The organism is Streptomyces lydicus (assembly GCF_000717345.1).
Lineage (GTDB): Bacteria > Actinomycetota > Actinomycetes > Streptomycetales > Streptomycetaceae > Streptomyces > Streptomyces lydicus.
The window spans coordinates 1-24,130 of the sequence record NZ_JNZA01000045.1 but is presented as its reverse complement, the minus strand read 5'-3'; the positions used below and the strand labels follow the sequence as shown (position 1 = coordinate 24,130).

At 73.7% G+C, this 24,130-nt stretch carries 17 protein-coding genes; 8 read left to right on the top strand and 9 right to left on the bottom strand.

The window, feature by feature from the left end; genetic code table 11:
- Positions 1-171 precede the first annotated feature (171 nt).
- The 5 genes from OO62_RS32100 (at position 172) to OO62_RS32080 (ending at position 6,071) form a co-directional block, all read left to right on the top strand.
- Positions 172-1,347: a nucleotide disphospho-sugar-binding domain-containing protein gene (locus tag OO62_RS32100; protein WP_078617471.1), complete on the top strand. Its 1,176-nt coding sequence runs from the start codon at positions 172-174 to the stop codon at positions 1,345-1,347.
- Between the two features lie 113 nt (positions 1,348-1,460).
- The gene (locus tag OO62_RS39230; RefSeq protein ID WP_033271188.1) at positions 1,461-1,988 is read left to right on the top strand and encodes an allene oxide cyclase barrel-like domain-containing protein; all 528 of its coding nucleotides are present in this window, start codon (positions 1,461-1,463) and stop codon (positions 1,986-1,988) included.
- An 83-nt stretch (positions 1,989-2,071) separates the two neighbouring features.
- A complete protein-coding gene (locus OO62_RS32090) occupies positions 2,072-3,052 on the top strand; it encodes an asparagine synthetase A (RefSeq protein WP_033271187.1) in 981 nt (326 codons plus the stop codon).
- Positions 3,049-4,371, top strand: a complete 1,323-nt coding sequence (locus OO62_RS32085; RefSeq protein ID WP_051733794.1) for a glutamate synthase-related protein — start codon at positions 3,049-3,051, stop codon at positions 4,369-4,371. Before OO62_RS32090 ends, OO62_RS32085 begins: the two co-directional genes overlap by 4 nt.
- Entirely contained in the window at positions 4,368-6,071 is a 1,704-nt protein-coding gene (locus tag OO62_RS32080) for an amino acid adenylation domain-containing protein (RefSeq protein ID WP_228332401.1), read from the top strand. The genes OO62_RS32085 and OO62_RS32080 overlap by 4 nt, the downstream gene beginning before the upstream one ends.
- A gap of 147 nt (positions 6,072-6,218) precedes the next feature.
- Here OO62_RS32080 and rfbB read toward each other — a convergent pair whose 3' ends face one another.
- From rfbB to OO62_RS32060, 4 genes are read right to left on the bottom strand one after another with little or no spacing between them, the layout of a single operon-like run.
- A complete protein-coding gene (gene rfbB / locus OO62_RS32075; protein ID WP_033271186.1) occupies positions 6,219-7,205 on the bottom strand; it encodes a dTDP-glucose 4,6-dehydratase in 987 nt (328 codons plus the stop codon).
- A complete protein-coding gene (locus OO62_RS32070) occupies positions 7,202-8,269 on the bottom strand; it encodes a glucose-1-phosphate thymidylyltransferase (RefSeq protein WP_033271185.1) in 1,068 nt (355 codons plus the stop codon). Before OO62_RS32070 ends, rfbB begins: the two co-directional genes overlap by 4 nt.
- Positions 8,266-9,615 carry a methylaspartate mutase gene (locus OO62_RS32065; RefSeq protein WP_078617469.1) on the bottom strand — a complete coding sequence of 450 codons (1,350 nt, stop codon included), beginning with the start codon at positions 9,613-9,615 and terminating at the stop codon, positions 8,266-8,268. The genes OO62_RS32070 and OO62_RS32065 overlap by 4 nt, the downstream gene beginning before the upstream one ends.
- Positions 9,612-10,073, bottom strand: a complete 462-nt coding sequence (locus tag OO62_RS32060; protein ID WP_228332402.1) for a cobalamin B12-binding domain-containing protein — start codon at positions 10,071-10,073, stop codon at positions 9,612-9,614. Before OO62_RS32060 ends, OO62_RS32065 begins: the two co-directional genes overlap by 4 nt.
- A 460-nt stretch (positions 10,074-10,533) precedes the next feature.
- Here OO62_RS32060 and OO62_RS32055 point away from each other — a divergent pair, with 460 nt between their 5' ends.
- The gene (locus tag OO62_RS32055; RefSeq protein ID WP_106974928.1) at positions 10,534-12,519 is read left to right on the top strand and encodes a HelD family protein; all 1,986 of its coding nucleotides are present in this window, start codon (positions 10,534-10,536) and stop codon (positions 12,517-12,519) included.
- Between the two features lie 112 nt (positions 12,520-12,631).
- Here the strand turns inward: OO62_RS32055 and OO62_RS32050 are convergent, their stop codons facing one another.
- Entirely contained in the window at positions 12,632-13,273 is a 642-nt protein-coding gene (locus OO62_RS32050) for a TetR/AcrR family transcriptional regulator (protein WP_033271183.1), read from the bottom strand.
- Between the two features lie 172 nt (positions 13,274-13,445).
- Here OO62_RS32050 and OO62_RS32045 point away from each other — a divergent pair, with 172 nt between their 5' ends.
- A complete protein-coding gene (locus OO62_RS32045) occupies positions 13,446-14,942 on the top strand; it encodes a DHA2 family efflux MFS transporter permease subunit (RefSeq protein ID WP_033271182.1) in 1,497 nt (498 codons plus the stop codon).
- A 121-nt stretch (positions 14,943-15,063) separates the two neighbouring features.
- Positions 15,064-16,308 carry a cytochrome P450 family protein gene (locus OO62_RS32040; RefSeq protein ID WP_033271181.1) on the top strand — a complete coding sequence of 415 codons (1,245 nt, stop codon included), beginning with the start codon at positions 15,064-15,066 and terminating at the stop codon, positions 16,306-16,308.
- Positions 16,309-16,358: 50 nt separating this feature from the next.
- On the opposite strand, the gene OO62_RS32035 is transcribed toward OO62_RS32040, so the two are convergent.
- From OO62_RS32035 to OO62_RS32020, 4 genes are all read right to left on the bottom strand, one after another.
- The gene (locus OO62_RS32035; RefSeq protein ID WP_033271180.1) at positions 16,359-17,906 is read right to left on the bottom strand and encodes a prenyltransferase/squalene oxidase repeat-containing protein; all 1,548 of its coding nucleotides are present in this window, start codon (positions 17,904-17,906) and stop codon (positions 16,359-16,361) included.
- Positions 17,903-18,760, bottom strand: coding sequence for a glycoside hydrolase family 16 protein (locus OO62_RS32030; protein WP_157850182.1), 858 nt, complete (start codon positions 18,758-18,760; stop codon positions 17,903-17,905). Before OO62_RS32030 ends, OO62_RS32035 begins: the two co-directional genes overlap by 4 nt.
- A 41-nt stretch (positions 18,761-18,801) precedes the next feature.
- Entirely contained in the window at positions 18,802-19,584 is a 783-nt protein-coding gene (locus OO62_RS32025; RefSeq protein ID WP_051733792.1) for a thioesterase II family protein, read from the bottom strand.
- The coding region (locus OO62_RS32020; protein ID WP_157850181.1) for a type I polyketide synthase at positions 19,581-24,130 on the bottom strand (4,550 nt) is incomplete at its 5' end. The genes OO62_RS32020 and OO62_RS32025, both read right to left, overlap by 4 nt.

Here is a 24,130-nt window from a genome sequence, read left to right as displayed (position 1 = left end):
CCGGACTCACGGTATGCCGGGCGCCCAATGGACGTAACCCCTAGCCCCCCTGACTAACCCCTAGATTCCGGGTATTGACATCGCTGCTAGTGTCGGCGACACATCGGGGCAGCATTGTGCGCGGCCGCTTTGCGGCACCGGCACGAGAGACAACCTTTATTCGGGGGCGTAATGCGGGCGCTGTTCATGTTCCTGTCCGGCTTCAGCCATATCTCTCCGTCCATTCCGTTGGCCTGGGCATTACGGTCGGCCGGGCACGAGGTTCTGTACACCGGAACCGGTGAACGGACCCGAGTGGTCGCCGAATCGGGGCTCTCCATGGCCGATACGGCCCCGGAGTCGGACGTGGAAGCGGTCCTTGTGAACCGCCCCGGAACTCAGCACCAGGCGCCCGGAGAAACCCAAGAGGAAAGCGACCGCATAGCCCATCTTTCGGGGATGTTCGACCCCGCGAAGATTATCGACGCGCGGGACGCGGCACGTATCGCCGAAACTTTCGCGGGTTTTGCCGCACTCACCCTGGACGGCGATCTGGAAATCGCCCGGCGCTGGCGTCCGGACGTCATCATCCATGAGCCGTCCCATATCGGAGCCCCCCTGGTGGCCACCCGGCTCGGAATTCCCCGGGTGCAGCTGGAGATTCATCTGCAGGGCGTGGACCGCTTCTTCCACCCGCAGTTCACCCGGTGGCTGGCCGCGCACCACGGCGTACCCGCCGTCGAACCCCCCGCCGTCGCCCTCGGCATGGCGCCGCCCAGCGTCGTCCCGCCCGAGCCCACGGCCCGGCCGATGCGCTATCTGCCGCACAACGGCGGCGGGATCCTCCCGGACTGGGTGACCCGGCCTGCCGGACGCCCCCGGGTGTGCCTCACGCTGGGCACGGTGGTCCCCGGCGTGGAAGGGGTGGGCCACCTCAAGCGGGTGGTGCACGAAGCGGCCCGTTCCGGCGCGGAGATCGTGCTGGCGGTCGGCGACAGCGACCTGTCGGCGCTGGGCGACCTCCCCGCCAACGTCCGCCCCACCGGCTGGATCCCGCTGCACGAACTCCTGCCGACCTGTGCAGCCGTGGTGCACCACGGCGGCGACGGTACGACCTTCACCGCCCTGGCCCGCGGCGTACCGCAGCTGATCGTGCCGCACGGCAACGAACAGCTCCTCAACACCAAGGCGGTGGCCGGCCGCGGGGTCGGCATCGGCGTCGAGCTGGACGCCTTCACCACCGGTCACCTCTCGGCGCTGCTGGAGGACGCGGCCTACCGCGCCGCCGCCGAGGAGGTGCGTACGGAGATCGAGGCGATGCCCGCCCCGGCGGACACCGTGCCCTCCCTCGTACGCCTCCTGTCCTGACGGCCCGGACCGCCCCGAGCTTCCCGACCGCCCCGCCCGTTCCCGCTGCGGTGATCGTCCCCAGCACCGTGCGGCGTGCCCCGGTACGCCGCGCACCACGACCCGGAGGAATCATGAAACGAGTTGTCCTCGGCCTCGGAGCCGCGGCCCTGGCCGTTGCCGCGACCGTCGGCGTGGCGGTGGCCGACCCCGGCGGGCCCGCCGCCCCCCGACCGTCCCTGGTGGTGCAGGAGCAGATCACCGACATCGCGATACCGGCGGACGCGAAGGTGGGCACCCCGTTCACCAGTTACGCCGACATCACCGACACCGCCCGGAAGAAGATCGGTGAGACCGGCGGCCAGTGCGCCATCGTCAAGGCCCACTTCGAGGGCCACATGTGGGCGGCCCAGTGCACCAGCATGTGGAAGCTGCCCGGCGGCCAGCTCAGCGTGAGCCAGCTGCTGCCCTTCGACACCGTCACCGGCGCCGCGCCGAAGAAGGCCCGTTCCGGGGCCGCCGCCGACTACGCCTTCGAGGGCGTGGTCACCGGCGGATCCGGCAAGTACCGCGGCGCCCGCGGCGAGGTCCGCTTCAGCCAGGTCCAGGACGCGCCCAGTGGATTCTTCGGGTTCCGGGCGGAGTTCACCCTTCGCCCCTGAGCGCCCCCTCCCCCTCCCGAACCTCACCGGCCGCACCACGCGCGGGCCCCCGGCCCCGTCAGCACCCCACGGAGTAAAGGCACATGAGCCAGCTGCCGCCCTCACCCCGGAAGCACCTCGACAGCCCCCGCACCCGCGCCGTTCTGCGCATCCAGCAGCAGATCGTCTCCGCGGCCCGCGACCATCTGCGCGCGCTCGGCTTCGTCGAGCTGCTGCCGCCCGTCATCGGCCCGGCCACCGACCCCGGCGGGCGCGGCGCCAAGCAGGTCGACGTCGACTACTACGGGCACCGCTACAAGCTGATGACCAGCGCGATCATGTACAAGCAGGCTGCGCTGCTGTCCTTCGACAAGATCTTCTGCGTGGCGCCCAACGTCCGTCTGGAGCCGCCGGAGACCTGCTCGACCCAACGGCACCTCGCCGAATTCCACCAGTTCGACGTGGAGATCGCGGGCGCCGGCGCGCAGGACGCGATGGGCGTCGCCGAGGACCTCGTCCGTGCCGCGGTGCGTTCGGTCACCGAGCAGCTGCCCGCGGACCTCGACGTGCTCGGCCGGGACCCGGACGCCTTCGCCGACCTGCTCGCCCAGCCATTCGACCGCCTCACCCACGCCACGGCGGTCGCCGAGCTGGCCGTCCTGGGACACGAGCAGAACCCGGACGCGGAGATCGACTGGGAGGGCGAGGCGATGCTGTCCCGCAAGGCCACCCGCCCGTTCTTCGTCACCAGCTACCCGAAGGGCTCGCGCGGTTTCTACGACCGCGAGGACCCCGAAGTGCCCGGCACCCTGCGGAACTTCGACCTGCTGGCGGCCGAGGGGTTCGGCGAGCTGATCAGCGGTGCGGAGCGGGAGTTCGACCACGCGCGGATCGTCACGCGGATGCGGGAGACCGGCGAGAACCCCGGCAAGTACCAGCACTTCCTGGAGGTGGCCCGGGAGGGCATTCCGGCCAGTGCCGGGTTCGGCATCGGCATCGAGCGCCTGACCCGCTACGTGTGCGGCCTGGACGCGGTCTGGGAGGCCACCGCGTTCCCGAAGATCCCCGGCGTGGTGTCGTTGTGACCGGCGGCAGCGGGCTGTCTGCCCCGGGGTTCCCCGAGGCAGCGGTGCGCGAGCGGGCACGTTCGGGCACCGCCGCGGCCTTCCCGCCGCTCTCCGGCTACGGGCACACGCTGCTCGGCGCGGCCCCCGGCGCACCCGAGGCGGGCGCCCCGTACGGCACGCCCGGTGAGCTGCTGGAGACCGGGCGCCTGGTGCCGCCGGTGTTCATGCCGCGGCGGCTGGAGAAGCTCATCGAGCTGGGCCGCGAGCCCCAGCACTCCGATGTCGACCTGACCACCGACATCGGCGGCTTCCAGGCCCCGCTGCCGCTGTACGTCTCGGCGTTCGGCTCGACCCGCGCCGCCGGCGACGGCCTCGGCACCGCCGTCGGCCGGCAGGCGGGCAGCCTCGGTCTGCCCCTGGTCATCGGGGAGAACGTGCTGCCCGTCAGCGGCTACGGACGGCCCGGCACCGCGTCCGACGGCGGCGGGAACGCCGCCGGCCTGCTGCGCCGCATCCGCGCGTACGCCGACGAACTGCCCGACGGCGTCGGCGGCATCGCCGTGCAGCAGAGCACCGAGGACGCCGACGCCGAGGTGTGGAACCTGGTGCACAGCGACCCGCACGTCCAGCCGCTGCTGGCGTCCGGGCGGCTGGCCTTCGAGCTCAAGGTCGGCCAGGGCGCCAAACCGGGCCTGGGCGGGATGACCCTGGTGGACGCGGCGGAGGCGGACCGGCTGGCCGATCGCTACCGGGTGCAGGACACCCTCGGCGAGAAGGGCGACGTGCTGCGCTGCAGTGCGCCGGGCACCGTCACCGAGGAGATCCTGCGCCAGCAGATCCGCTTCATGCGCAGCAACTATCCGCGGGTCCGGGTGTGGGTGAAGCTCTTCCCGGGCCGGGACGTGGACCGGGCCGCGGCGGTGGCGTGGCAGGCCGGTGCCGACGCGGTGACCGTCGACGGCGCCGAGGGCGGCTCCGGCTGGGCACCGCACGCGTTCCTCGACGGCGTCGGGCTGCCGCTGGGCGAGTGCCTGCGCCGGATCGCTGCGGGGCCGCACCCGCTGCTGGTCAGCGGGCGGATGTGGGAGGGCGGCCGGGTGGCCAGGAGCCTGGCCCTGGGCGCCCGCGCGGCCGGTCTGGGCCGGGCCGCGCTGCTGGCCGCCGACGAGGACCCGGACCGCGGGCTGATCCGGCTGACCGCCTGCCTGGAGCTCGAACTGCGCCTTCTGGTCAGCGCGTTGGGAAAGTACGCGGCGGCCGAACTGGCCCCGGAGGACCTGTGGCCGCAGCCGGCCGCCGAGCGGCGGCCGGACCCGACGACGAGGGAGCCCTCGTGAGCAATCCGTTCGAGGAGTACGACGGCGGCCATGTGGTCCTCACGGACGCCCTGGGCCGCCACAGCCTGTGGCCCGCCGGCATCGCCGTACCCGCCGGCTGGTCGGTGCGCCACGGCACCGACAGCCGGGAGGGCTGCCTGGCGCACATCGAGCACCACTGGACCGACCTGCGGCCCACCGGGCCCGCCGTGGAGCGGGCGCCCGCCGGGGCGTGCGTGCACGAGCTGTTCGAGGCGCAGGCCGCGCGGGCTCCCGACGCCGTCGCCCTGCTCCACGAAGCCGACGAGCTGACCTACGGCGCGCTCAACGAGCGGGCCAACCGTCTCGCGCACCGGCTGGTGGGGCTCGGCGTCGCACCGGGCACGCTGGTCGGCGTCCATCTGGAGCGCGGCTTCGACATGGTGGTGGCGCTGCTGGCGGTGCTCAAGGCGGGCGGCGGCTACACCATGCTCGACCCGCAGTTCCCGGTGGAACGGCTGGCCCTGTCCCTGGAGGACACCGGCGCGCCGCTGCTCGTCACCTCGCGGCCGCTGAGCGGCCGGCTGACGGGCACGACCACCCTGTACGTCGAGGACGAGGCGGCGTCCGACGCCCCCGCCGGGAACCTGGCCACCGGGGTCGGCCCGGAGGACGTCGCGTGCGTGATGTTCACCTCCGGCTCCACCGGCCGGCCCAAGGGTGTGATGTCCCCGCACCGCGCCCTGACCGGCACGTATCTCGGGCAGGACTACGCGGGGTTCGGGCCCGACGAGGTCTTCCTCCAGTGCTCCCCGGTGTCCTGGGACGCCTTCGGCCTGGAGCTGTTCGGTGCCCTGCTGTTCGGCGCGCGCTGTGTGCTCCAGTCCGGCCAGAACCCGGACCCGCTGGAGATCGGCGAGCTGGTGGCGCGGCACGGGGTGACCATGCTCCAGCTCTCGGCGAGCCTGTTCAACTTCCTGGTGGACGAGGTGCCGGAGGCGTTCGAGGGGGTGCGCTACGCGATCACCGGCGGCGAGCCGGCGTCCGTCCCGCACGTCGCCAAGGCCCGCCGGGACCACCCGGCGCTGCGTCTCGGCAACGGCTACGGCCCGGCCGAGAGCATGGGCTTCACCACCCACCACGCGGTCGTCGCCGGGGACCTGTCGGGCACCGCCCTGCCGATCGGCGTGCCCCTCGCCGGCAAGCGGGCCTACGTCCTGGACGACGACCTCAAACCCGCGGCGAACGGGGCGCTGGGCGAGCTGTACGTGGCGGGCGCCGGGCTGGCCCACGGCTATGTCAGCCGCCCGGCGCTGACCGCTGAACGGTTCGTCGCCGATCCCTTCGCCGGTCCGGGCGGGGAGCGGATGTACCGCACCGGCGATCTGGCCCGGCGGCGGGCGGACGGGGTGCTGGAGTACGTGGGGCGCGCCGACGACCAGGTCAAGATCCGCGGCTTCAGGGTCGAGCCGGGCGAGGTGGAGGCGCGGCTGGTCGGCCACCCCGCGGTGCGGCAGGCGGCGGTGCTGGCCCAGGACTCGCGGCTCGGCGACAAGCAGCTGGTCGCGTACGTGGTGGCCGAGCGGGCGGACGCGCCACCGGACGCGGCGGAGCTGCGCCGGCATGTGGCCGAGGCGCTGCCCGCGTACATGGTGCCGGTGGAGTGTGTGCCGGTGGACGAGCTGCCGCGGACGCCGAACGGGAAGCTGGACCGGCGGGCCCTGACCGGCAGCGGGAGCTGAGCCGCAGCCTTCCGCACCGGACAGCCACCGGGGTGGGTGCACCGGAAGGAGCCGGTCCGCGCGGCGGGCCGGCTCCTTCGGTGTCGGTGGGCGGCGCGGCCCCGGAACGGCGCGGGTGGTTCGCCGTCCCTGGCCGTACCGCCCGGCTCACAGTCCCGCGCGGCGCTTGAGCGGCTCCCACCACTCGCGGTGCGTGCGGTACCAGTCGATGGTCTCCGCCAGGGCGGAGTCGAAGTCGCGGTGCGGCGCGTACCCCAGCTCGGTGCGGATCTTCGTCCAGTCCACCGAGTAGCGCCGGTCGTGGCCCTTGCGGTCCGCGACGTGGTCGACCCGCTCCCAGCCCGCGCCGCACGCCTCCAGCAGGCGCCCGGTCAGGGCCGTGTTGGACAGCTCCGTGCCGCCGCCGATGTTGTAGACCTCGCCGGGGCGGCCCTTGGTGCGCACCAGCTCGATGCCCTGCACATGGTCGTCGATGTGCAGCCAGTCGCGGATGTGCAGGCCGTCGCCGTACAGCGGGACCTGCTTGCCGTCCAGGAGGTTGGTGACGAACAGCGGGATGAGCTTCTCGGGGAAGTGGTGGTGGCCGAAGTTGTTGGAGCACCGCGTGACCCGTACGTCGAGGCCGTGGGTGCGCCCGTAGGCCAGCGTGATCAGGTCGCTGGACGCCTTGGCCGCGGCGTACGGGGAGTTGGGGGCGACGGGGTGGCTCTCGGTCCAGGAACCGGTGTCGATGGAGCCGTAGACCTCGTCGGTCGATATGAGGACGAAGGTGCCGAAGGAGTCCTGATGGTGCAGCGCCGCGTCCAGCAGGGTCTGGGTGCCGACGACGTTGGACATGATGAAGTCGGACGCGCCGGCGATGGAGCGGTCGACGTGTGACTCCGCGGCGAAGTGCACCACGGTGTCGTGGTCCGCGACGAGCTTGTCGACCAGCCCGGCGTCACAGACGTCGCCGCGCACGAAGGTGAACCGCGGGTCGTCCCACACGGTGGCGAGGTTGGCGGTGTTGCCGGCGTAGGTGAGCTTGTCCAGCACCGTCAGCCGGCCGCAGTCCGCGGCACCGGGCGTGCCCAGCAGCGTCCGGACGTAGTGCGAGCCGATGAATCCGGCGCCTCCCGTGACCAGGATGTTCATGACGCGATCTGCACGGTGCTGTGGTCGCCGAGGACGAGGCGGTGGGTGCGGGGGCCGGGCGCGGCCGGGCTGACCTCCACATTGCGTCCGATCAGCGAGGCGGCGATGCGGCGCACTCCGGTGATGCGGGTCTCCGGCAGGACGACGGAGTACTCGACCTCGCAGTCGTCGAGCCGGCAGCGCTCGCCGATGGAGGTGAACGGACCGACGTAGGAGCCGGTGATCCGGCTGTCCGCGCCGATCACGACCGGGCCGACGATGCGTGAGCCGCGGATCTGGGACCCGGCCTCGACCACGACCCGGCCGATGATCTCGCTGTGCTCGTCGACCAGCCCGTCCAGCCTGGGTTCGGCGCTCTCCAGGACGGTGCGGTTGACCTCCAGCATGTCCACCACGCTACCGGTGTCCTTCCAGTAGTCCTCGATGAGGGTGGAGTCCACCCGCCGCCCGGCGTCGATCAGCCATTGCAGGGCGTGGGTGATCTCCAGCTCGCCCCGCCGGGAGGGCTCGATGGCCCGCACCGCTTCGTGGACGGCCGGGGTGAACAGGTAGACGCCGACCATGGCGAGGTCGCTGCGCGGCTGCTCCGGCTTCTCCTCCAGCCCCACGACCCGCCCGTCCGGGCCGAGCTCGGCCACGCCGAAGGCGCCGGGGTCGGCCACCCGGGTCAGCAGGATGTGTGCGTCGGGCCGTTTGACCTGGAAGTCCGCCACGAGTCCGGTGATCCCGCCGCAGATGAAGTTGTCGCCGAGGTACATGAGGAAGTCCTCCTCCCCCAGGAAGTCCCGGGCGACCAGCACCGCGTGGGCCAGGCCGAGCGGCGCGTGCTGCGGGATGTAGGTGACCTTCAGGCCGAATCTCGATCCGTCCCCGACCGCCGCGCGGATCTCCGCCGCGGTGTCGCCGACGACGATGCCGACGTCGATGATCCCGGCACGGGCGATCGATTCCAGGCCGTAGAACAGCACGGGCTTGTTGGCCACCGGCACCATCTGCTTGGCCGAGGTGTGGGTGAGCGGACGCAGTCTGGTCCCGGTCCCGCCGGCCAGCACGAGTGCTCTCATCGGTCTTCGACCGCCTTTCCGCGCGGGCGCCCGCGCAGCTCGCCGTACGGGTCGCCGTCGAAGGTGCGGCGCACATAGGACAGGGCACTCATCAGCTCGCCGGAGGTGACCGGCCGGCTGCGGCCGGCCCCGACCAGCGGGGCCAGCGGGAGCGAACCGACGTCGGCCCAGCGCAGCCGGCCGTCGCGGTCCAGATAGCTCCGGCTGCGGCCGGCGTTGTCCGGGTGGAGGCAGTAGGGGATGTCCAGCAGCCCGCGCTTGAACGCCTGCACCAGGGCCCGGCCGATGTCCGGCGCGGCGTTGAGCACCGCGTCGATGAGGGCGTACGCCTCGGCGTGCACCTGGGAGTCGTCGTCGGCGCCGGCCGGGGCCTCCGCGCGGTGGCGGCGGGCGGTGCGGGCCGCGTGTTCCAGCGCGGCGACGTTCTCGGCGACCGTGGGGATGCGGTCGGCCTCGGCCTCGGTCTTGACGATGAGCCGTTCGGCTCCGGTGGCCCGGGCCAGCCGCGTGGCCTCGCCGAGCAGCGCCCGGGCGCCGTCCGCGGTCTGCGGGAACAGACCCATGTAGGCGTAGACCACGATGTGCACGTCCGCGTCGGGCAGCAGCCGCGCGCACAGGACGCGCAGCGCCCGGACCGCCTCCCGGTCCTGGCCGGGGTGGCTCTGCTGGGCGTAGCTCACCGAAATGCTGCGCACGCCGTGGCGGTGGAAGAACAGCGCCTCCAGGACGCTGAGCGCCACCAGCTGGCCGGGCGGGCACAGCTGCCCGAGCATGCAGCCGCCGAAGGTCTCCAGGTGCGGCCGTACGCCCGGCCGCCGCGGTTCGGCGAAGTCCTCGCAGCACCGCGCCCAGCTGTCGACGGACTTCTCCAGCGGCGTGCGGCCGTAGGGCAGGCAGTAGGAGACCGGTCCGCCCTCGGTCGCCGAGAGCCCGGCGGCGGTCAGGGCGGTGAAGATGTGGCCGGGATCAGCCGAGCCGTGCCGGACCTGTACGGGGAAGTCGTCGGCCGCGATGCCCGCGAGGACCTGCGCGGTGGTCTCCCGTGGGTGCGTCGCGAGGGGGTAGCCGTTGAGCGCGATGCCCGCGCGCAGGGCGTCGCGGGCCGCCGCCAGGTCGCCGACGCGGGTGTAGCTGTCGACGGTGAGGGTGCCCACGGTGGTGGCCGCGGCGCGCCGGGTGGCCAGCAGTCCGGCCCGCATCCGCGCGGGATCGCTGAATCCCATGCGCGGTTGGACGACGAGTTCGCCGGATGCGGCCCGGTGGCGTACGAACTCGCCGAAGCCGGTGGAATTACCGGCCGTCCCGTCTTCCGCCGTGTGCGACGGAACACGGAATTCGACGGTCATGACGCGACTCGTTCGAAGACATGACTCAGATAGCGCTCGAATTCCGGTACGGCGTCGGGCCCGTCGGGGAACACCGCGTCAAATCCGGCGTCCAGCAGCCGGTCCGCGCGCAGACCGTCCCGCGCTCCGGATATCCCGAGCTTCCCGCCGATCACCATGCGGGTCCGGGCGAGCGGCGGGCGCCGGCGCAGTTGGGCGATGACGCGCAGGCCGTCCTGATATCCGTGCCCGTTCACGCTGCTGATGACCACCATGTCCGGGGCGCGGTCCAGGCATTCGGCGACGAGCAGTTCATCGGGTACGCAGGCACCGAGATTCACCACCTCGAAACCGTGCTCTTCCAGCAGCAGTTGAAGATAGACGAGGTTCCAGGTGTGGGCGTCGGAAGCGAGACTGCTGACGATCACCACTCCGCTGTGCCGTGCGTCGTCGCATGCGCGCTCCATTGCCTTGCCCATCCACCCACCCCGAATAGTCGGACTCGCAAAACCTGTGTGTCGCTTTCCGCAGGCTAGCCCGCGGAAAGAGCGCCCCAAAACCCCTACAGCCCCTATCTGCGTGGCGGCGCAGGGGTGTTGGCCCGGCGCCCGCGGGGCACCGGGAGGGCGGCTCCGGGCCCGTCTCCGCAGGGCGGACGCGACGGCGCGGTCCGCCCCCGGGACCACACCTCCGTAGGGGCAACCCGGTAAGTCTCTTAACCCGGTTCAGTTATGCTGTGCGGGTCAACCGCCGCCGGCTCCGTACGGCGTACGGACGACGCAGACGCAGCACAGCAAGGCGGTCACTGCGGAAAGGTCGCGATCGATGACGTCATACGCCCAGGACGCGTACACCCCGGACTCCCGCGCCGGCGATGCCACCGGGCTGGACGACGAACTCGCCGAGGAGCGGCGGTACGTCGCCCTGTGCCGGAGCGCGATGACCCGGCAGGTGGAGGACGCGGGCCTGCAGGTCACCGAGGGGCAGGACGTCTCGGGCGACGGCGCGAGCGCGGAGGCGCTGGGCCGGTATCTGCGCACCCGCGCACGGGACATGGCGCAGGAGCCGGACAGCCCGCTCTTCTTCGGCCGGCTGGACTTCGACGACGCGCCGGAGACCGGGGACCACCGCCGGCAGCGCTACTACATCGGGCGCCGCCGGGTCTCGGAGCACCCGGCCGCGCCGCCGCTGGTCGTCGACTGGCGGGCGCCGGTCTCGCGCACCTTCTATCAGGCGAGCGCCCTGGAACCGCAGGGCGTCGCGGTCCGCCGGCGCTTCGGCTGGGCACCGCTGAGCAGCGGCGAGCCGAAGGACCTGACGGGCATGGAGGACGAGCACCTCGACCGGCAGGAGGACGTGCCGGCCGGGGCGAGCCGGATCGTCGCGGCCGAGATCGAGCGCCCGCGCACCGGCCCGATGCGCGACATCGCCGCCACCATCCAGCCGGAGCAGGACGACCTGGTGCGCCGCGAACTGGCCGATTCGGTGTGCATCCAGGGGGCACCGGGCAGCGGAAAGACCGCGGTCGGTCTGCACCGTGCGGCCTACCTGCTGTACACCTACCCGCAGCGGCTGCAGCGCAGCGGTCTGCTGATCATCGGCCCCAACCAGACGTTCCTGCGCTACATCGCCCAGGTGCTCCCGGCGCTCGGCGAGATCGACATCGCGCAGTGCACGGTGGAGGACGTGGTGGCCCGCCATCCGGTGCAGGCCGTCGACGGCGAACTGGCGGCGGCCGTCAAGCAGAGCCACCGGATGGCGGCCGTACTGGAGCGCGCCCTGTACAGCAGGGTCACCGCGGTCCCCGACGGCATCACCGTCCCGGACGGCTCCTACCGCTGGCGGGTGTACGGCGACGAGTTGAGCCGCATCGTCGAGGAGGTCCGCGAGCAGGCGCCGCCGTACGCGGTGGGGCGCGAACACGTCCGCTCGCGGGCGGTGTCGCTGGTGCAGGAGCAGGCCGAGCGCCGGGCGGGCCCCAAGAACATGACCTGGCAGCGGAAGATCGGCCGCTGCCGCCCGGTCGCGGCCTTCCTGGACGCCGTGTGGCCCACGGTCCGGGCGGAGGAGGTGGTCGCCGGTCTGCTGGGCGATGCCGAGGCGCTGGCCCGGGCGGCGGACGGGCTGCTGGACGCGGACGAGCAGGCGGCGCTGGTGTGGGACAGGCCGCCGCGATCGGTCAAGAGCGCCAAGTGGTCCGTCCAGGACATGCTGTTGATCGACGAGGTAGCCGGCCTGATCGAGCGGCCCGGCAGCTTCGGCCATGTGGTCGTCGACGAGGCCCAGGACCTCTCCCCCATGCAGTGCCGGGCGATCGCCCGCCGCAGCGGCTTCGGTTCGCTCACCGTACTGGGTGACCTGGCACAGGCCACCGCTCCGTGGGCGGCGCGCTCCTGGGCCGAGCAGCTGGCGCATCTGGGCAAGACCCAGGGGACGGTCACCGAGCTCACCACCGGCTTCCGGGTGCCGGCCGCCGTGATGTCCCTGGCCAACCGGCTGCTGGGCGCGCTCGACGTGGACGTGCCGCCGGCCCGGTCCCTGCGCCAGGACGGCGAGTTGTCGGTCCGCCGGGTACCGGACACGCTGTCCGCGACGGTCGAGGCCGCGCGGCAGGCGCTGACGCAGGAGGGGGCCATCGCGGTGATCACCGCGGACGCCGAGGCGGAGCGGACGGCCGAGGCGCTGCGGGCGGCGGGCCTGGAGGTCGCCACCTCCGAGGACGTCGGTACGGCGGCGCGGCTCGCGGTCCTGCCGGCGAAGGTCGTCAAGGGCCTGGAGTACGACCACGTGATCGTCGTGGAGCCGTCGGCCATCGTGGCGGCCGAGCCGCGCGGTCTGCACCGGTTGTACGTGGCCGTGACGCGTGCGGTGTCCCGCCTCGACGTGCTGCACGCGCACCCGCTGCCGGAGCCGCTGGCCGGCTGACGCGACAGGCGAAAGGAGCACGCCCCGGCCCCGGGGCGTGCTCCTTTATGTGACGCGCTTGCGTGACGTGTATGTGACGCGCTTGCGTGACGTGCTCGTGTGGCGTGCGGCCTCAGGCGGTGCGGGCTGCCGAGGGGCCGGCGAGTCCCCACTCCAGCAGCGCGAAGGCATGGTCGGCGTCGGCGACCGCCTGCGGGTAACTGCCGTCCGCCGTGGCGCCGTCGACGATCCGCTGCCAGTTGGCCGCGGCCAGGATGCGCTGGGCGGCGACGACCTGACCGGCCAGCAGCCGGGGCGTGACGTCGGCGGGCCCGGCGTCCAGTGCCTCGGCCAGCGCCTGCGCCAGCGCTTCCTCGGCGCGGCTCTGGTACTGCACCACGCGGGTGAGCAGGCTGGGCGTGGAGTACACCAGACCGTGGAAGTCGAGGACCTCCTGCTCGTCGTTCAGGCCCGTGATGGGGTCGCGGCGGGCCAGCCCGTCGACGAAGTGCTGGTGCAGGGCGGCGAGCGGTGAGACGCCGGAGCGGCGCTCGCGCACGATGGTGCCCGCCACCGTCTCGTGGTCGGCGAAGCGGTGCACCACCAGGTCTTCCTTGGTCGGGAAGTACTTGAACAGCGTCGGCTTGGACACCTCGGCCGCCGCCGCCACGTCCACGACCGAGACCTGGTCGAACCCGTGCTGGAGGAACAGTGAGATCGCGGCGTCGGAGATCGCCTGCCGCGTCCGCTGTTTCTTGCGCTCCCTGAGCCCCATCGGCTCGTCTCGCTCTTCCACCCCTGCACCCTAACACGAGGCTTACCGAGTCAAGGAGGTGACCAGGTTTACATCTTGACTCGGTTAAGCAATTGGGTTTTACTGCTGCTACCGCAGTCCGGTGCCGCGCCGGCCTGCGTCAACGAGCGCGGAAAGACGAAAGAGGAGCGACATGACGCAAGCGACCGCGGCCTCGACCACGAGGCAGGCGCGCTTCCGGTGGTGGGGCCTGGCGGTGATCGGGATCGCCCAGCTGATGGTCATGCTGGACACCACGATCGTGAACATCGCCCTTCCCTGGGCGCAGCGGGCCACGGGCATGTCGGACGCGGACCGGCAATGGGTGATCACCGCCTACACCCTCGCCTTCGGCGGACTGCTGCTCCTGGGCGGCCGGATCGGCGACCTCATCGGGCGCAAGCGGGCCTTCGTCATCGCGGTCGCCGGATTCACCGCCGCCTCCGCGGCCGGCGGCGCCGCGCCGACCGCCGCGATCCTGGTCGGCTCCCGCGCCGCACAGGGACTCTTCGCCGCGCTCCTGATCCCCGCGACCCTCGCGATGCTCACCACGACGTTCACCGAGCCCCGGGAGCGCGCCAAGGCGTTCGGCGTCTTCAGCTCGGTGGCCGCGGCCGGCGGAGCGCTGGGTCTGCTCTGCGGCGGCGTGATCACCCAGTACCTCGACTGGCGCTGGTGCCTGTACGTCAACGTCCCCATCGGGGTCCTGGTGGCCGTCGGCGCCTGGCTGCTGCTGCCCGGTCTGCCGGCCCAGCGGGGCGTGCGGATCGACGTCCCCGGCGCGGTGCTCTCCAGCGGCGGCATGGTGGCGCTGGTCTACGGCTTCAGCGAGGCCGCGGACGAGGGCTGGGGCTCGGGCCGGGTGGTCGGCCTGCTGGTGGCCGCGCTGGTGCTGCTGACCGCCTTCGTGGCGCTCCAGGCCAAGGTCCGCGATCCCCTGCTGCCGCTGCGGGTGCTGGCCGAACGCAACCGCGCCGGCGGCTTCCTCACCATCGCGCTGGCCATGGTCGGCATGTTCGGGCTGTTCCTGATCATGACCTACCAGCTCCAGGTGGTCATGCACTACTCACCGGCCCGTGCCGGGCTGGCGCTGCTCCCGGCGACCCTGGCGACGGTGCTCACCACGACCCAGGTCACCGCCCGGCTCATGCCGCGGGTGCCGGTGCGGCTGCTGGTGGCGCCGGGCCTGCTGCTGGCCGCGGCCGGACTGTTCAACCTCGGCCGGCTGACCCCGGAGAGCCCGTACGCGTCGACGCTGCTGCCCACCCAGATCCTGCTCGGCGCCGGACTGGGCCTGGTGATGACGCCGTGCGTCAACATCGCGACGAACAAGGTGCCGCCCGCCGACGTCGGTGTCGTCTCGGCGTTCGTCAGCACCTCGCAGCAGATCGGCGGCTCCATCGGGACGGCGCTGCTCAACACCATCGCGACGAGCGTGACGGCCACCGCCCTGGCCTCCCGGGCGCCCGGAGCCGCGGCCACCGCGGAGGCGACCGTGCACGGCTACGCGGTGGCGAGCCTGTGGGCCGGCGGGATCCTGCTGGTCACCGCGGTCGTCGCGGCGGTCCTGATCAAGGTCGACCTGCGGACGCCGGCTCCGGCCAAGGCGCCGGCCGCGCCCGCCAAGGAGGAAGTCGCCCCGGGCACCTGACCGCAGGTCACCACGAGCCAGCAGTCGCCGGGTTCCCCCGGCCCAGCGGCTGCCGCCGGCCGCCCCACCGTTCCTTTGCCCCGGTGGGGCGGCCACATTCTTTCCGTGGAGGAAGTGCCACATGTCAGAGAACCCGGTCCGCTCACGCCTCCGGCAGCTCGACGCCGCCTTCATGCAGGACCCGCATTCCCTCTACGCCGAACTGCACGGCGACGGCCCGGCCCACCAGGTCGTCCTCCCGCCGGACCTCCCGGTCTGCGGCGGCCTGCCGGTGTGGGTCGTGACCGGCTACGACGCGGTGCGCGCGGCGCTCACGGACCCCCGGCTCAGCACCGATCTGCGCAGGACGGACCCGCTCTTCGCGCAGAACGCACCGGACAGCGACAAGCGCGGCGCCTTCTCCGCCTCCCTCGCCACGCACATGCTGCACAGCGACCCACCGGACCACACCAGGCTCCGCCGGCTCGTCAACAGCGTGTTCACCACCCGCGCCGTCGAGCGGTTCCGCCCCGACATCGAGCGCCTCACCCATCAACTGCTGGACGGTCTGCCCGACGAGGGCGTCGTGGACCTCCTGGACCGCTTCGCGTTTCCGCTGCCGATCGCGGTGATCTGCCTGCTGCTGGGGATACCGCCCGGGGAGGAGGCAGCCTTCAGTACCTGGTCCAGGGCGCTGGTCGCCGGTGGCACCTCGGAAGCGGCCGCCGCCGCATCGGCCGAACTGACCGGCTATCTGCGCGACCTCATCGAGCGCAAGCGCCGCGCACCGTCCGGCGATGTGCTGTCCACGCTGGTGGCCGCCCGCGACGACGAGGACCGGCTGAGCGAGACCGAGCTGCTGTCGATGACGTTTCTGCTGCTGGTCGCCGGCCACGAGACCACCGTCAACACCCTGGGCAACGGGGTGTTCCATCTGATGGCGGACCGCGACCAGTGGGAGAAGCTGCTCGCCGACCGGTCGCTGCTGCCCACCGCGGTGGAGGAATTCCTGCGAATCGAGGGGCCGTTGAAGCACGCCACGTTCCGCTGCGCCACGGAGTGCGTACGCATCGGTGACGTGGACATCCCCGCCGGGGACTTCGTGCTGCTGTCGCTGGCCTCCGCCAACCGCGACCCGCGGCGGTTCACCCGGCCGCACGACCTGGACGTCTCCCGCGCGACCGGCGGCCACCTGGCGTTCGGGCACGGCATCCACCACTGCCTGGGCGCGCCGCTGGCCCGGCTGGAGGCCCGGATCGCCTTCGACGCGCTGCTCCAGCGGTTCCCCGGCATGGAACTGGCCGTCGCACCGGGCGAGTTGCGCTGGCGGTCCAGCACGCTCATCCGCGGCCTCCGCACGCTCCCGGTCCGTCTGCACCGCGCGTGAGACGGGCCGGAGGCGGGCCGTACGGTCCGCCTCCGGCCCGCCGGCGGCGGTCAGTCGAGCCGCTGTGCGGCCAGCAGTGCGCCCAGGACGGCGGCGCGGACGATGTGGGCGGGGGTGTAGAGCTCCTTGCCGATCCACAGGGGCGGATGACGGTCGCCCGGACCGTGCCGCAGGAGGTGGTCGCGGCCGCGCAGCGCGGCGCGCACGGCCTCCTGGTCCCCCTCGGCCCGGGTGTCCAGGAGGATCCGCACCGCGTACGCGGTCTCCTCCGCGGTGCCGCCCCAGTGGCCCCACGATCCGTCGTCGTGCTGGTTGCGCAGCACCCAGCGGACGGCCCGCCGCACCGTTTCGGCGGACTGCGCGCCGGCATGCCGGTGCAGGGCGAGGACGCAGCGCGCGGTGGCGAAGAGCGGGGAGGCATGCCACTTGTCCGACCAGCTGCCGTCCGGCTGCTGCCGCTCCCCCAGCCAGCGGGCGATCCGGGTGACCGCGTCGCGGTAGCGGGCGGCGTCGGCGGGGTGCTGCTCGGCGTAGCCGCCGAGCGCTTCGAGGACGTGGGCGTTGGTGGTGTTCGAGGGCTGGTGTTCCGGGAGGGTGGACATGAAGTGGCTGCCCGCGTCGTACTGCCACAGGTAGTGGGGTTCTTCCGGGGCGTCCAGGTGGGCGAGCGCCGTCAGGACGATGGCGCTGGTCTCGGCCTCGTAGGCGAACCCCGGTGCGGTGGGCGCGCCCGAGCGTCCGACGTCGGGCGGCAGTCCCTCCGCCAGCGGCGCGAGCAGCTCGACGGGGGCGCCCGCGGTGGCGAGGTTGCCCAGGATCCAGGCCCGTTCGTAGTACGTCAGCGAGGTCATGGCGGGGACCGGTCCGCCGAGCCGGGCCTGGGTGGCGGTGAGGAAGCGCACCGAGGGGTGGTCCGGGTCGGTGGGTTCGTCGGGGCCGAGCCAGGCCGCGGTCGCCGCGGCCGAGCAGCCCACGGCCCCGTCGACGGGCTGCATTTCGCGGGCGTTGACCGCGACCGGCCCGACGATCTCCAGGTAGTGGCCGGCCAGCGGGTTGCGCCAGGCGTCCGTCCGCAGGCTGCGCAGTACGGCGTCGGTCATGCCGTGCGGCAGCGGCAGCGGGCGCAGGGCGGTGCCGGGGAGGCCGGGCGGCGGGGCGGCCAACCGTGCGTTGATGTCCTCCACCAGGGCCGGAATGATCATGAAGTAAACGACCGTGGGCGGCACCGCGCACTGCTCGCTCTTGGCGAGTACCGCGGCCGCGGCGGTCAGTCCCCGTACGGCGGCGGAGGCGACGGCCTCCCTCGGGACGGGCAACGCCGCGGAGCCGTCCCGGCCGAGGAGGGCCAGCAGGGCCTGCACCGCGCTCAGGGTGGGGACCAGCGCATAGCCGTCCGGGCCGGCCCAACTGCCGTCCGGGTTCTGCTCGTCGAGGAGGAAGGCGATCCGCGCCGCGTGGCCCGGGAGCCAGGGGGCCAGCGCGGTCAGCCGGGCCGTCTCGTAGACGGAGGGGCCCAGCGCGCCCGTCGGATCCCGGCGGACGTCGTGCACCAGCGCGGTGATCAGCGGATGGAGGTCCTGTGCGGTGGGCTGGTTCACGCCCGTGTCCCCTCGGTCGGTTCGGTCTCTTCGGAGATGGTGAGGTGGTCGACGAGCAGCGCGGACGGGAACGCGGACGGGTCCGGTGTGCCCGGCAGCACGGGTCCGCCCGGGCTGCCGATGATGACGGCCAGGCAGAAGAAGACGGGCTGGTGGAACAGCCATCCCTGGGGCGTGGTGTCCTCGGGTATCAGCCGCAGGTACTCACGGCCGTCGAGGGACCAGGTGAGGGAGTCGGGGTCCCGCCGCCAGACGACCGCGTAGGTGTGGAACCGGTCGCTGAGCGCGCTGCCGTCGCCGGTGGTGGTGGGGCCGCCCATGCCGAGGGAGGGGATCTGGTGGCACTCCGGGGAGTGCACCGCGCCCCAGACGGAGTCGGGTTCGGAGCCGAGCACCTCGAACACGTCGATCTCGCCGGCCCGGTACCACGCCTGGACCGGGTCCTCGTCCCCACGGTGGCGCAGCTGGGTGCCCCAGGCCCACATCGCGCAGTCGAGGCCGCTGCCGGGGGCGGTGCGGACCCGGGCCTCGATGCGCAGCGCGCCGCCCGGGCGGGGAACGAAGTCCTCCCGCCGGGTCTCGATCCACGCCGCCCGGTACCGGCCCTCGGTGCCGTCGGGTCCGGTCCCGGCCTCGTACGTGGCGGTCAGGCGCAGGTGCCCGTCGCCGTCGAGCGCCAGGTGCCCGGGGTCGTCGGTGTGCTCCTCCACGCCGGCGCCGAAGGGGCTGCCGGTGACGGCCCGCCAGCGCTCCGGGTCCGGGGGCGCGCCCGCGTCCCCGTCGAAGGTGTCCTGCCAGATGACCCGCCAGCGGTCCGGGGCAGGTGGGGGCCGGTGCGCGGTGCGCTCGCTCATGAAGTCCTTTCCGGGTGCCGGACGGGGGCCGTCGACGGTCGTCATGCCGTCGCCGCGAGCGTCCGCAGTCGTCGGGCGACGGCGGCGAGGACGTCCGCGGACCGGTCCGCGAGGAAGAAGTGGCCACCGGGGAAGATCTCGATGTCGCAGCCGCCGGTGGTGTGACCGGACCAGGCCCGCGCCTCCTCGACGGTGGTGTGCGGGTCGGCGTCACCGGTGAGCACGGTGACCGGGCAGCGCACCGCGGCGTCGGGCGGGCAGCGGTGGGATTCGATCGCCCGGTAGTCGGCGCGCAGCGCGGGCAGGATCATCTCGACGATCTCGGGGTCGTCCAGCATCGCGGGGTCGGTGCCGCGCAGCAGCCGGAGTTCCCGTATCAGCGCCGCGTCGCCGCCGTCGCTGACCCGGTCGCCGCGGCGGCAGGAGGGCGCCCGGCGGCCCGAGAGGAACAGCGCGAGGGGGCCCGCGCCGGCGTCCCGCTCCATCCGCCGGGCCACCTCGAAGGCGACGATCGCGCCCATGCTGTGGCCGAACAGTGCGAGCGGACGGCCGGCCAGCGGCGCGAGCGCCTCGTGGGCGCGGTCGGCGAGTTCCGCGAGGTTGTCGATCGCCGGTTCGCCGTACCGCTCCTGACGTCCCGGGTACTGCACGGCCACCACCTCCACCTGCGGGGACAGCGCGCGGGAGACCGGGTGGTAGAAGGTGGCCGAGCCCCCGGCGTGCGGGAAGCAGACCAGGGTCAGCGCGCCGTCCGGAGCCGGGTGGTAGCGATGGATCCAGGGGTTGGCGCGGTGGATCGCGGATGCCGTCGCGGAGGTGGTCATGAAACGGGCTCCTTCAGCTGTTGCACTTCTTCGAGCAGGTACGTGGCGAGGGCTGCCGGTGTGGGGCAGTCGTAGATCAGGGTCGGCGGCAGCTCCACTCCGGTGTCCGCGACCAGTTGGTTGCGCAGTTCGACGGCGGTCATGGAGGCGAAGCCGATGTCGAGGAAGTCGTCGTCGGCGCCGACGGACCGCGGGTCGGCATGGCCGAGCACGGTGGCGGAGCGGGCCCGGACCAGCTCCAGCAGCAGGGCCGGCCGCTGGTCCGCCGGCAGTCCGGCCAGGCGCCGCCGCAGCTCCTCGGGCGTCCAGTCGCCCGGCCCGGTGGCCTGCCCCGGCGCGTCCCCGTCCCGGCCGTACGGTGCGGCGTGTGCGGCCAACGCGGCCTGTACCGGCGGTAGTTCGCGGAACAGCGGGCTGATGCGGCCGGCGGGGCAGCCGGCGACGTACCGCTCCCAGTCCACGTCCGCCACGATCCGGTCGGTGCCGCCGCCCGCGTCGAGGATCCGGTGCAGCGCGCGGACGGCCGCGGCCGGGGGCAGCGGGGTGAGTCCGTCGCCCGTGGCCGCCCCGTCCGTGGGGTCGTTCCCGGCCCACGGCCCCCAGGCGACCACGGTCACCGGCAGCCCCGACTCCCGGCGGCGGGCGGCCCAGGCCGAGAGGTGGGCGTCGGCGGCGGCAGCGGCCGCCTGCCCCTCGGCGCCCCAGGTACCGGCGGCGGAGGAGCAGACGACAAAGGCGTCCAGGGCGTCGTGGTCGAGCAGTTCGGCCAGGTGCTCGGCGCCCGCGACCCGGGCCGGCAGGGTGTCGGCCAGGACGGCGCGCGGGGTGCCGCTCGGCGGGGCCGGGTGCGGCGTTCCGGTCGTGTGCACGACCGTACGCACCGGCCGGCCGCTCGCGGTCAGCGAATCGAGCAGCGCGGCCAGCGCCGCCCGGTCGCGGGTGTCGCACCGGGCGACGGTGACCTCGGCTGTCAACTCGGCCAGTTCGTCGGCGAGTTGTTCGGGCGTGTCGGTGCCGGGCGGTGCCAGCAGCACCAGGTGTTCGGCACCGGCGCGGGCCAGCCAGCGGGCGAGGTGCGGGCCCTCGGGCGTCGTCACGTCGGTGAGCAGTGCCGTACCGCGCGTGGTCCAGGCGGGGGCGCGGCCGGTGGCCGGCTGCGGGGCCGGCACGAGACGCCGGGCGTACGCGCCGGACGGCCGCAGGGCAACCTCGTTCTCCGGGCTCGCGCCGGCCGTTCCGGTCTCCGTGAGCGCGCCGGCCTCACTGTTCGCTCCCTTCGCGTCCCCTCCGATCGCGCCGGCGAGTACCGCACGCAGCCGGGCCCGGGCCCGCACGTCGAGGTCCACAGGCAGGTCGACCAGACCGCCCCAGCGGTCGGCCGCCTCCCGGGCGGCGGCCCGGCCCAGCCCCCAGGTCTGCGCCTGGGCAGGGTCGGCCGGCCGGTCGGAGCGGCCGACCGATACGGCGCCGCGGGTGGCCACCCAGACCGGTGCCCTGCCACCCGGCACGTCCCCGGCGTCGAGGGCGCGCAGCAGTTCCAGGGTGAGGGCCGGGCCAGGGGCGGTGCCGGGGTGTCCGGGCCCCTCCCCCTCGGCGAGCCCCAGCAGCGAGAGCACGCCCTCGATCTGCCGTCCGCCGGCCGCACGGTGCAGCCGGTCCGCGAGCGAGGCAGCGCCGGCCGCGGCGCGGTCCCCGTCGGTGTCGTCCGCCTCGTTGCCCGCCTCCCCCGCCGGCTCGACCAGGACCACCTCGGCGCCGCCCTCCTCCAGCGCCGCGACCGTGGCCGCCACCAGGGCGTCGTCCGGGCGGCGGGCCGGGGCGACGACCAGCCAGGTGCCGGTGGGGGCCGGCGCGGTGGCACGGTCGGTCAGCGGGTGCCAGGCGAGACGGTGGAACCAGTCCGCGCCCGGTTCGGCGTCGCCCGGTCCCGCCGCGGCCGGCACCTCGGCGCGGCCGTCGCGCCAGTCGGACAGCAGCGCGAGCACAGCCTTCAGCGAGGGCTCCTCGCGTGCCGAGTCCACGTCCAGCAGGGTGGCCAGCGCGCCGAGATCGCGGTCCGCGACCGCCCGCCAGAAGCGGTCCTCGGGCGCCCCGTCCGGCCGTACCGGCGCGGGGGCGTTCGGCGTGGCGGACCGGGCGGCGCGGGCGCCCGCGGCAGACGGGCCGGACCGCAGCCAGTAGCGGTCCCGCTGGAACGCGTACGTCGGCAGCTCCACCCGTCGCGCACCGGTGTCCGCGAATACGCCCTGCCAGTCCACGCGCACGCCGCCGACGTGGAGTTCGGCGAGGGCGGTAGCCACCGCCCGGCACTCCGGCCGGTCCCTGCGCAGGCTCGCCACGGCCACCGCGTCCGCGCTCCGGCTCTCCCGCGCCATGGCGGTCAGTACGGCATCCGGCCCCACCTCGACGAAGGTGGTCACGCCCCGGCCGGCCAGCGTGCGCACCTGGTCCGCGAAGCGCACCGCCTCCCGGGCGTGGCGCACCCAGTACTCGGGGTCGGCCAGCTGCTCGTCCGTCGCGGTGTCACCGGTGACGTCCGAGACCAGCGGGATGCGCGGGGCGTGGTAGGTCACCTCGCGGGCCACCTGCCGGAAGGCGTCCAGGGCCGGATCCATCAGCGGCGAGTGGAAGGCGTGGCTCACCCGCAGCCGGCGGGTCCTGCGCCCCAGCGCCTCGAAGTGCGCGGCGACGTCGGCGACGGCGCCCTCGGTGCCGGAGACGACCACCGACGCCGGGCCGTTCACCGCCGCGACGGCCACCTCTCGTTCGCGTCCGGCCAGCAGCGGCAGCACCTCGTCCTCGGCGGCCTGGAGGGACACCATGGCCCCGCCACCGGGCAGCGCCTGCATCACCCCGCCCCGGGCGGTCACCAGCCGGGCCGCGTCGGCCAGGTCGAACACCCCGGCGACATGGGCCGCCGCGAGCTCGCCGATCGAGTGCCCGGCCACCGCGTCCGGCCGCAGGCCCCAGCTCTCCCACAGCCGGAACAGCGCGACCTCGACGGCGAACAGGGCCGGCTGCGCGTACTCCGTACGGTCCAGCAGCGCGGCGTCCGGCGACTCGGGCGCCGCGAACACCACCTCGCGCAGCGGCCGTGCCAGCCGCGGGTCGAGGTGGGCGCAGACCTCGTCAAAGGCCCGTGCGTAGACGGGGAAGGAGGCGTACAGCTCCGTCCCCATGCCCGCGCGCTGACTGCCCTGACCGGAGAAGAGGACCGCGGTCCTGGCGCCGGCCGTCGCGGTTCCCCGCAGGGCGCCGGGCGCGCTCTCCCCCCGGGCCAGGGAGGCCAGCGCCGCCAGGGCACCGGCCCGGTCCCCGGCGACGACCGCGGCGCGGTGCTCGAAGGCGGTACGGGTGGTGGCGAGCGAGAACCCCAGGTCCGCGGCGGCGGTCTCCGGCCGCTCGGTGAGCAACTCCCCCAGCGCCGCAGCCTGTTCGCGCAGCGCCGCGGGCGTCCTGGCGGAGAGCACCCACGGCAGCACGGGCGCCGGTCCGCCGGGCTGGTTGGGGACGTCGGACGTGTCGGAGCCTGCGCCCATGGCCACGGGGGCGGGCTGCTCCAGGATCACGTGCGCGTTGGTGCCGCTGATCCCGAAGGAGGAGACACCGGCCCGGCGCGGCCTGCCGGTCTCCGGCCAGGGAACCTGCTCGGTCAGCAGCGACACCGCGCCCGCCGACCAGTCCACGTGCCGCGACGGCCGGTCCACATGCAGCGTCCGGGGCAACACCCCGTGCCGCAACGCCAGCACCATCTTCATCACACCACCCACCCCGGCCGCGGCCTGGGTGTGTCCCATGTTGGACTTCAACGAGCCCAGCCACAGCGGGTGTTGGTCCTCAGGCCGCTGCCCGTAGGTGGCGAGCAGTGCCTGCGCCTCGATGGGGTCGCCGAGCGTGGTGCCGGTGCCGTGCCCCTCGACCGCGTCGACATCCGCCGGCCCGAGGCGCGCGTGGTCGAGGGCCTGCCGAATGACGCGTTGCTGGGCGGGGCCGTTGGGGGCGGTCAGGCCGTTGCTGGCACCGTCCTGGTTGACGGCGCTGCCACGGACCACGGCGAGCACCGGATGCCCGTTGCGCCGTGCGTCCGACAGCCGCTCCAGCAGCAGCACCCCCACGCCCTCGCCCCAGCCGGTGCCGTCCGCGCCGTCGGCGAACGCCTTGCACCGCCCGTCGGCGGCGAGGCCCCGCTGCCGGCTGAACCCGACGAAGGTCCCCGGGGTGGCCATCACGGTCGCCCCGCCGGCGAGTGCGAGGGTGCACTCGCCGCTGCGCAGCGCCTGTGCCGCCAGATGCAGCGCCACCAGCGACGACGAGCACGCGGTGTCCACCGTCACCGCCGGGCCCTCCAGCCCGAGGGCGTACGACACCCGGCCGGAGGCGATGCTGCCCGCGCTGCCGTTGCCGAGGAACGCCTCGACGTCCTCGGGTACGTCGTCCAGTCCGCTGCCGTAGTCGTGGTACATCACGCCGGTGAAGACACCGGTACGGCTGCCCCGCAGGGCACGGGGATCCAGCCCCGCCCGCTCGACCGCCTCCCACGACGTCT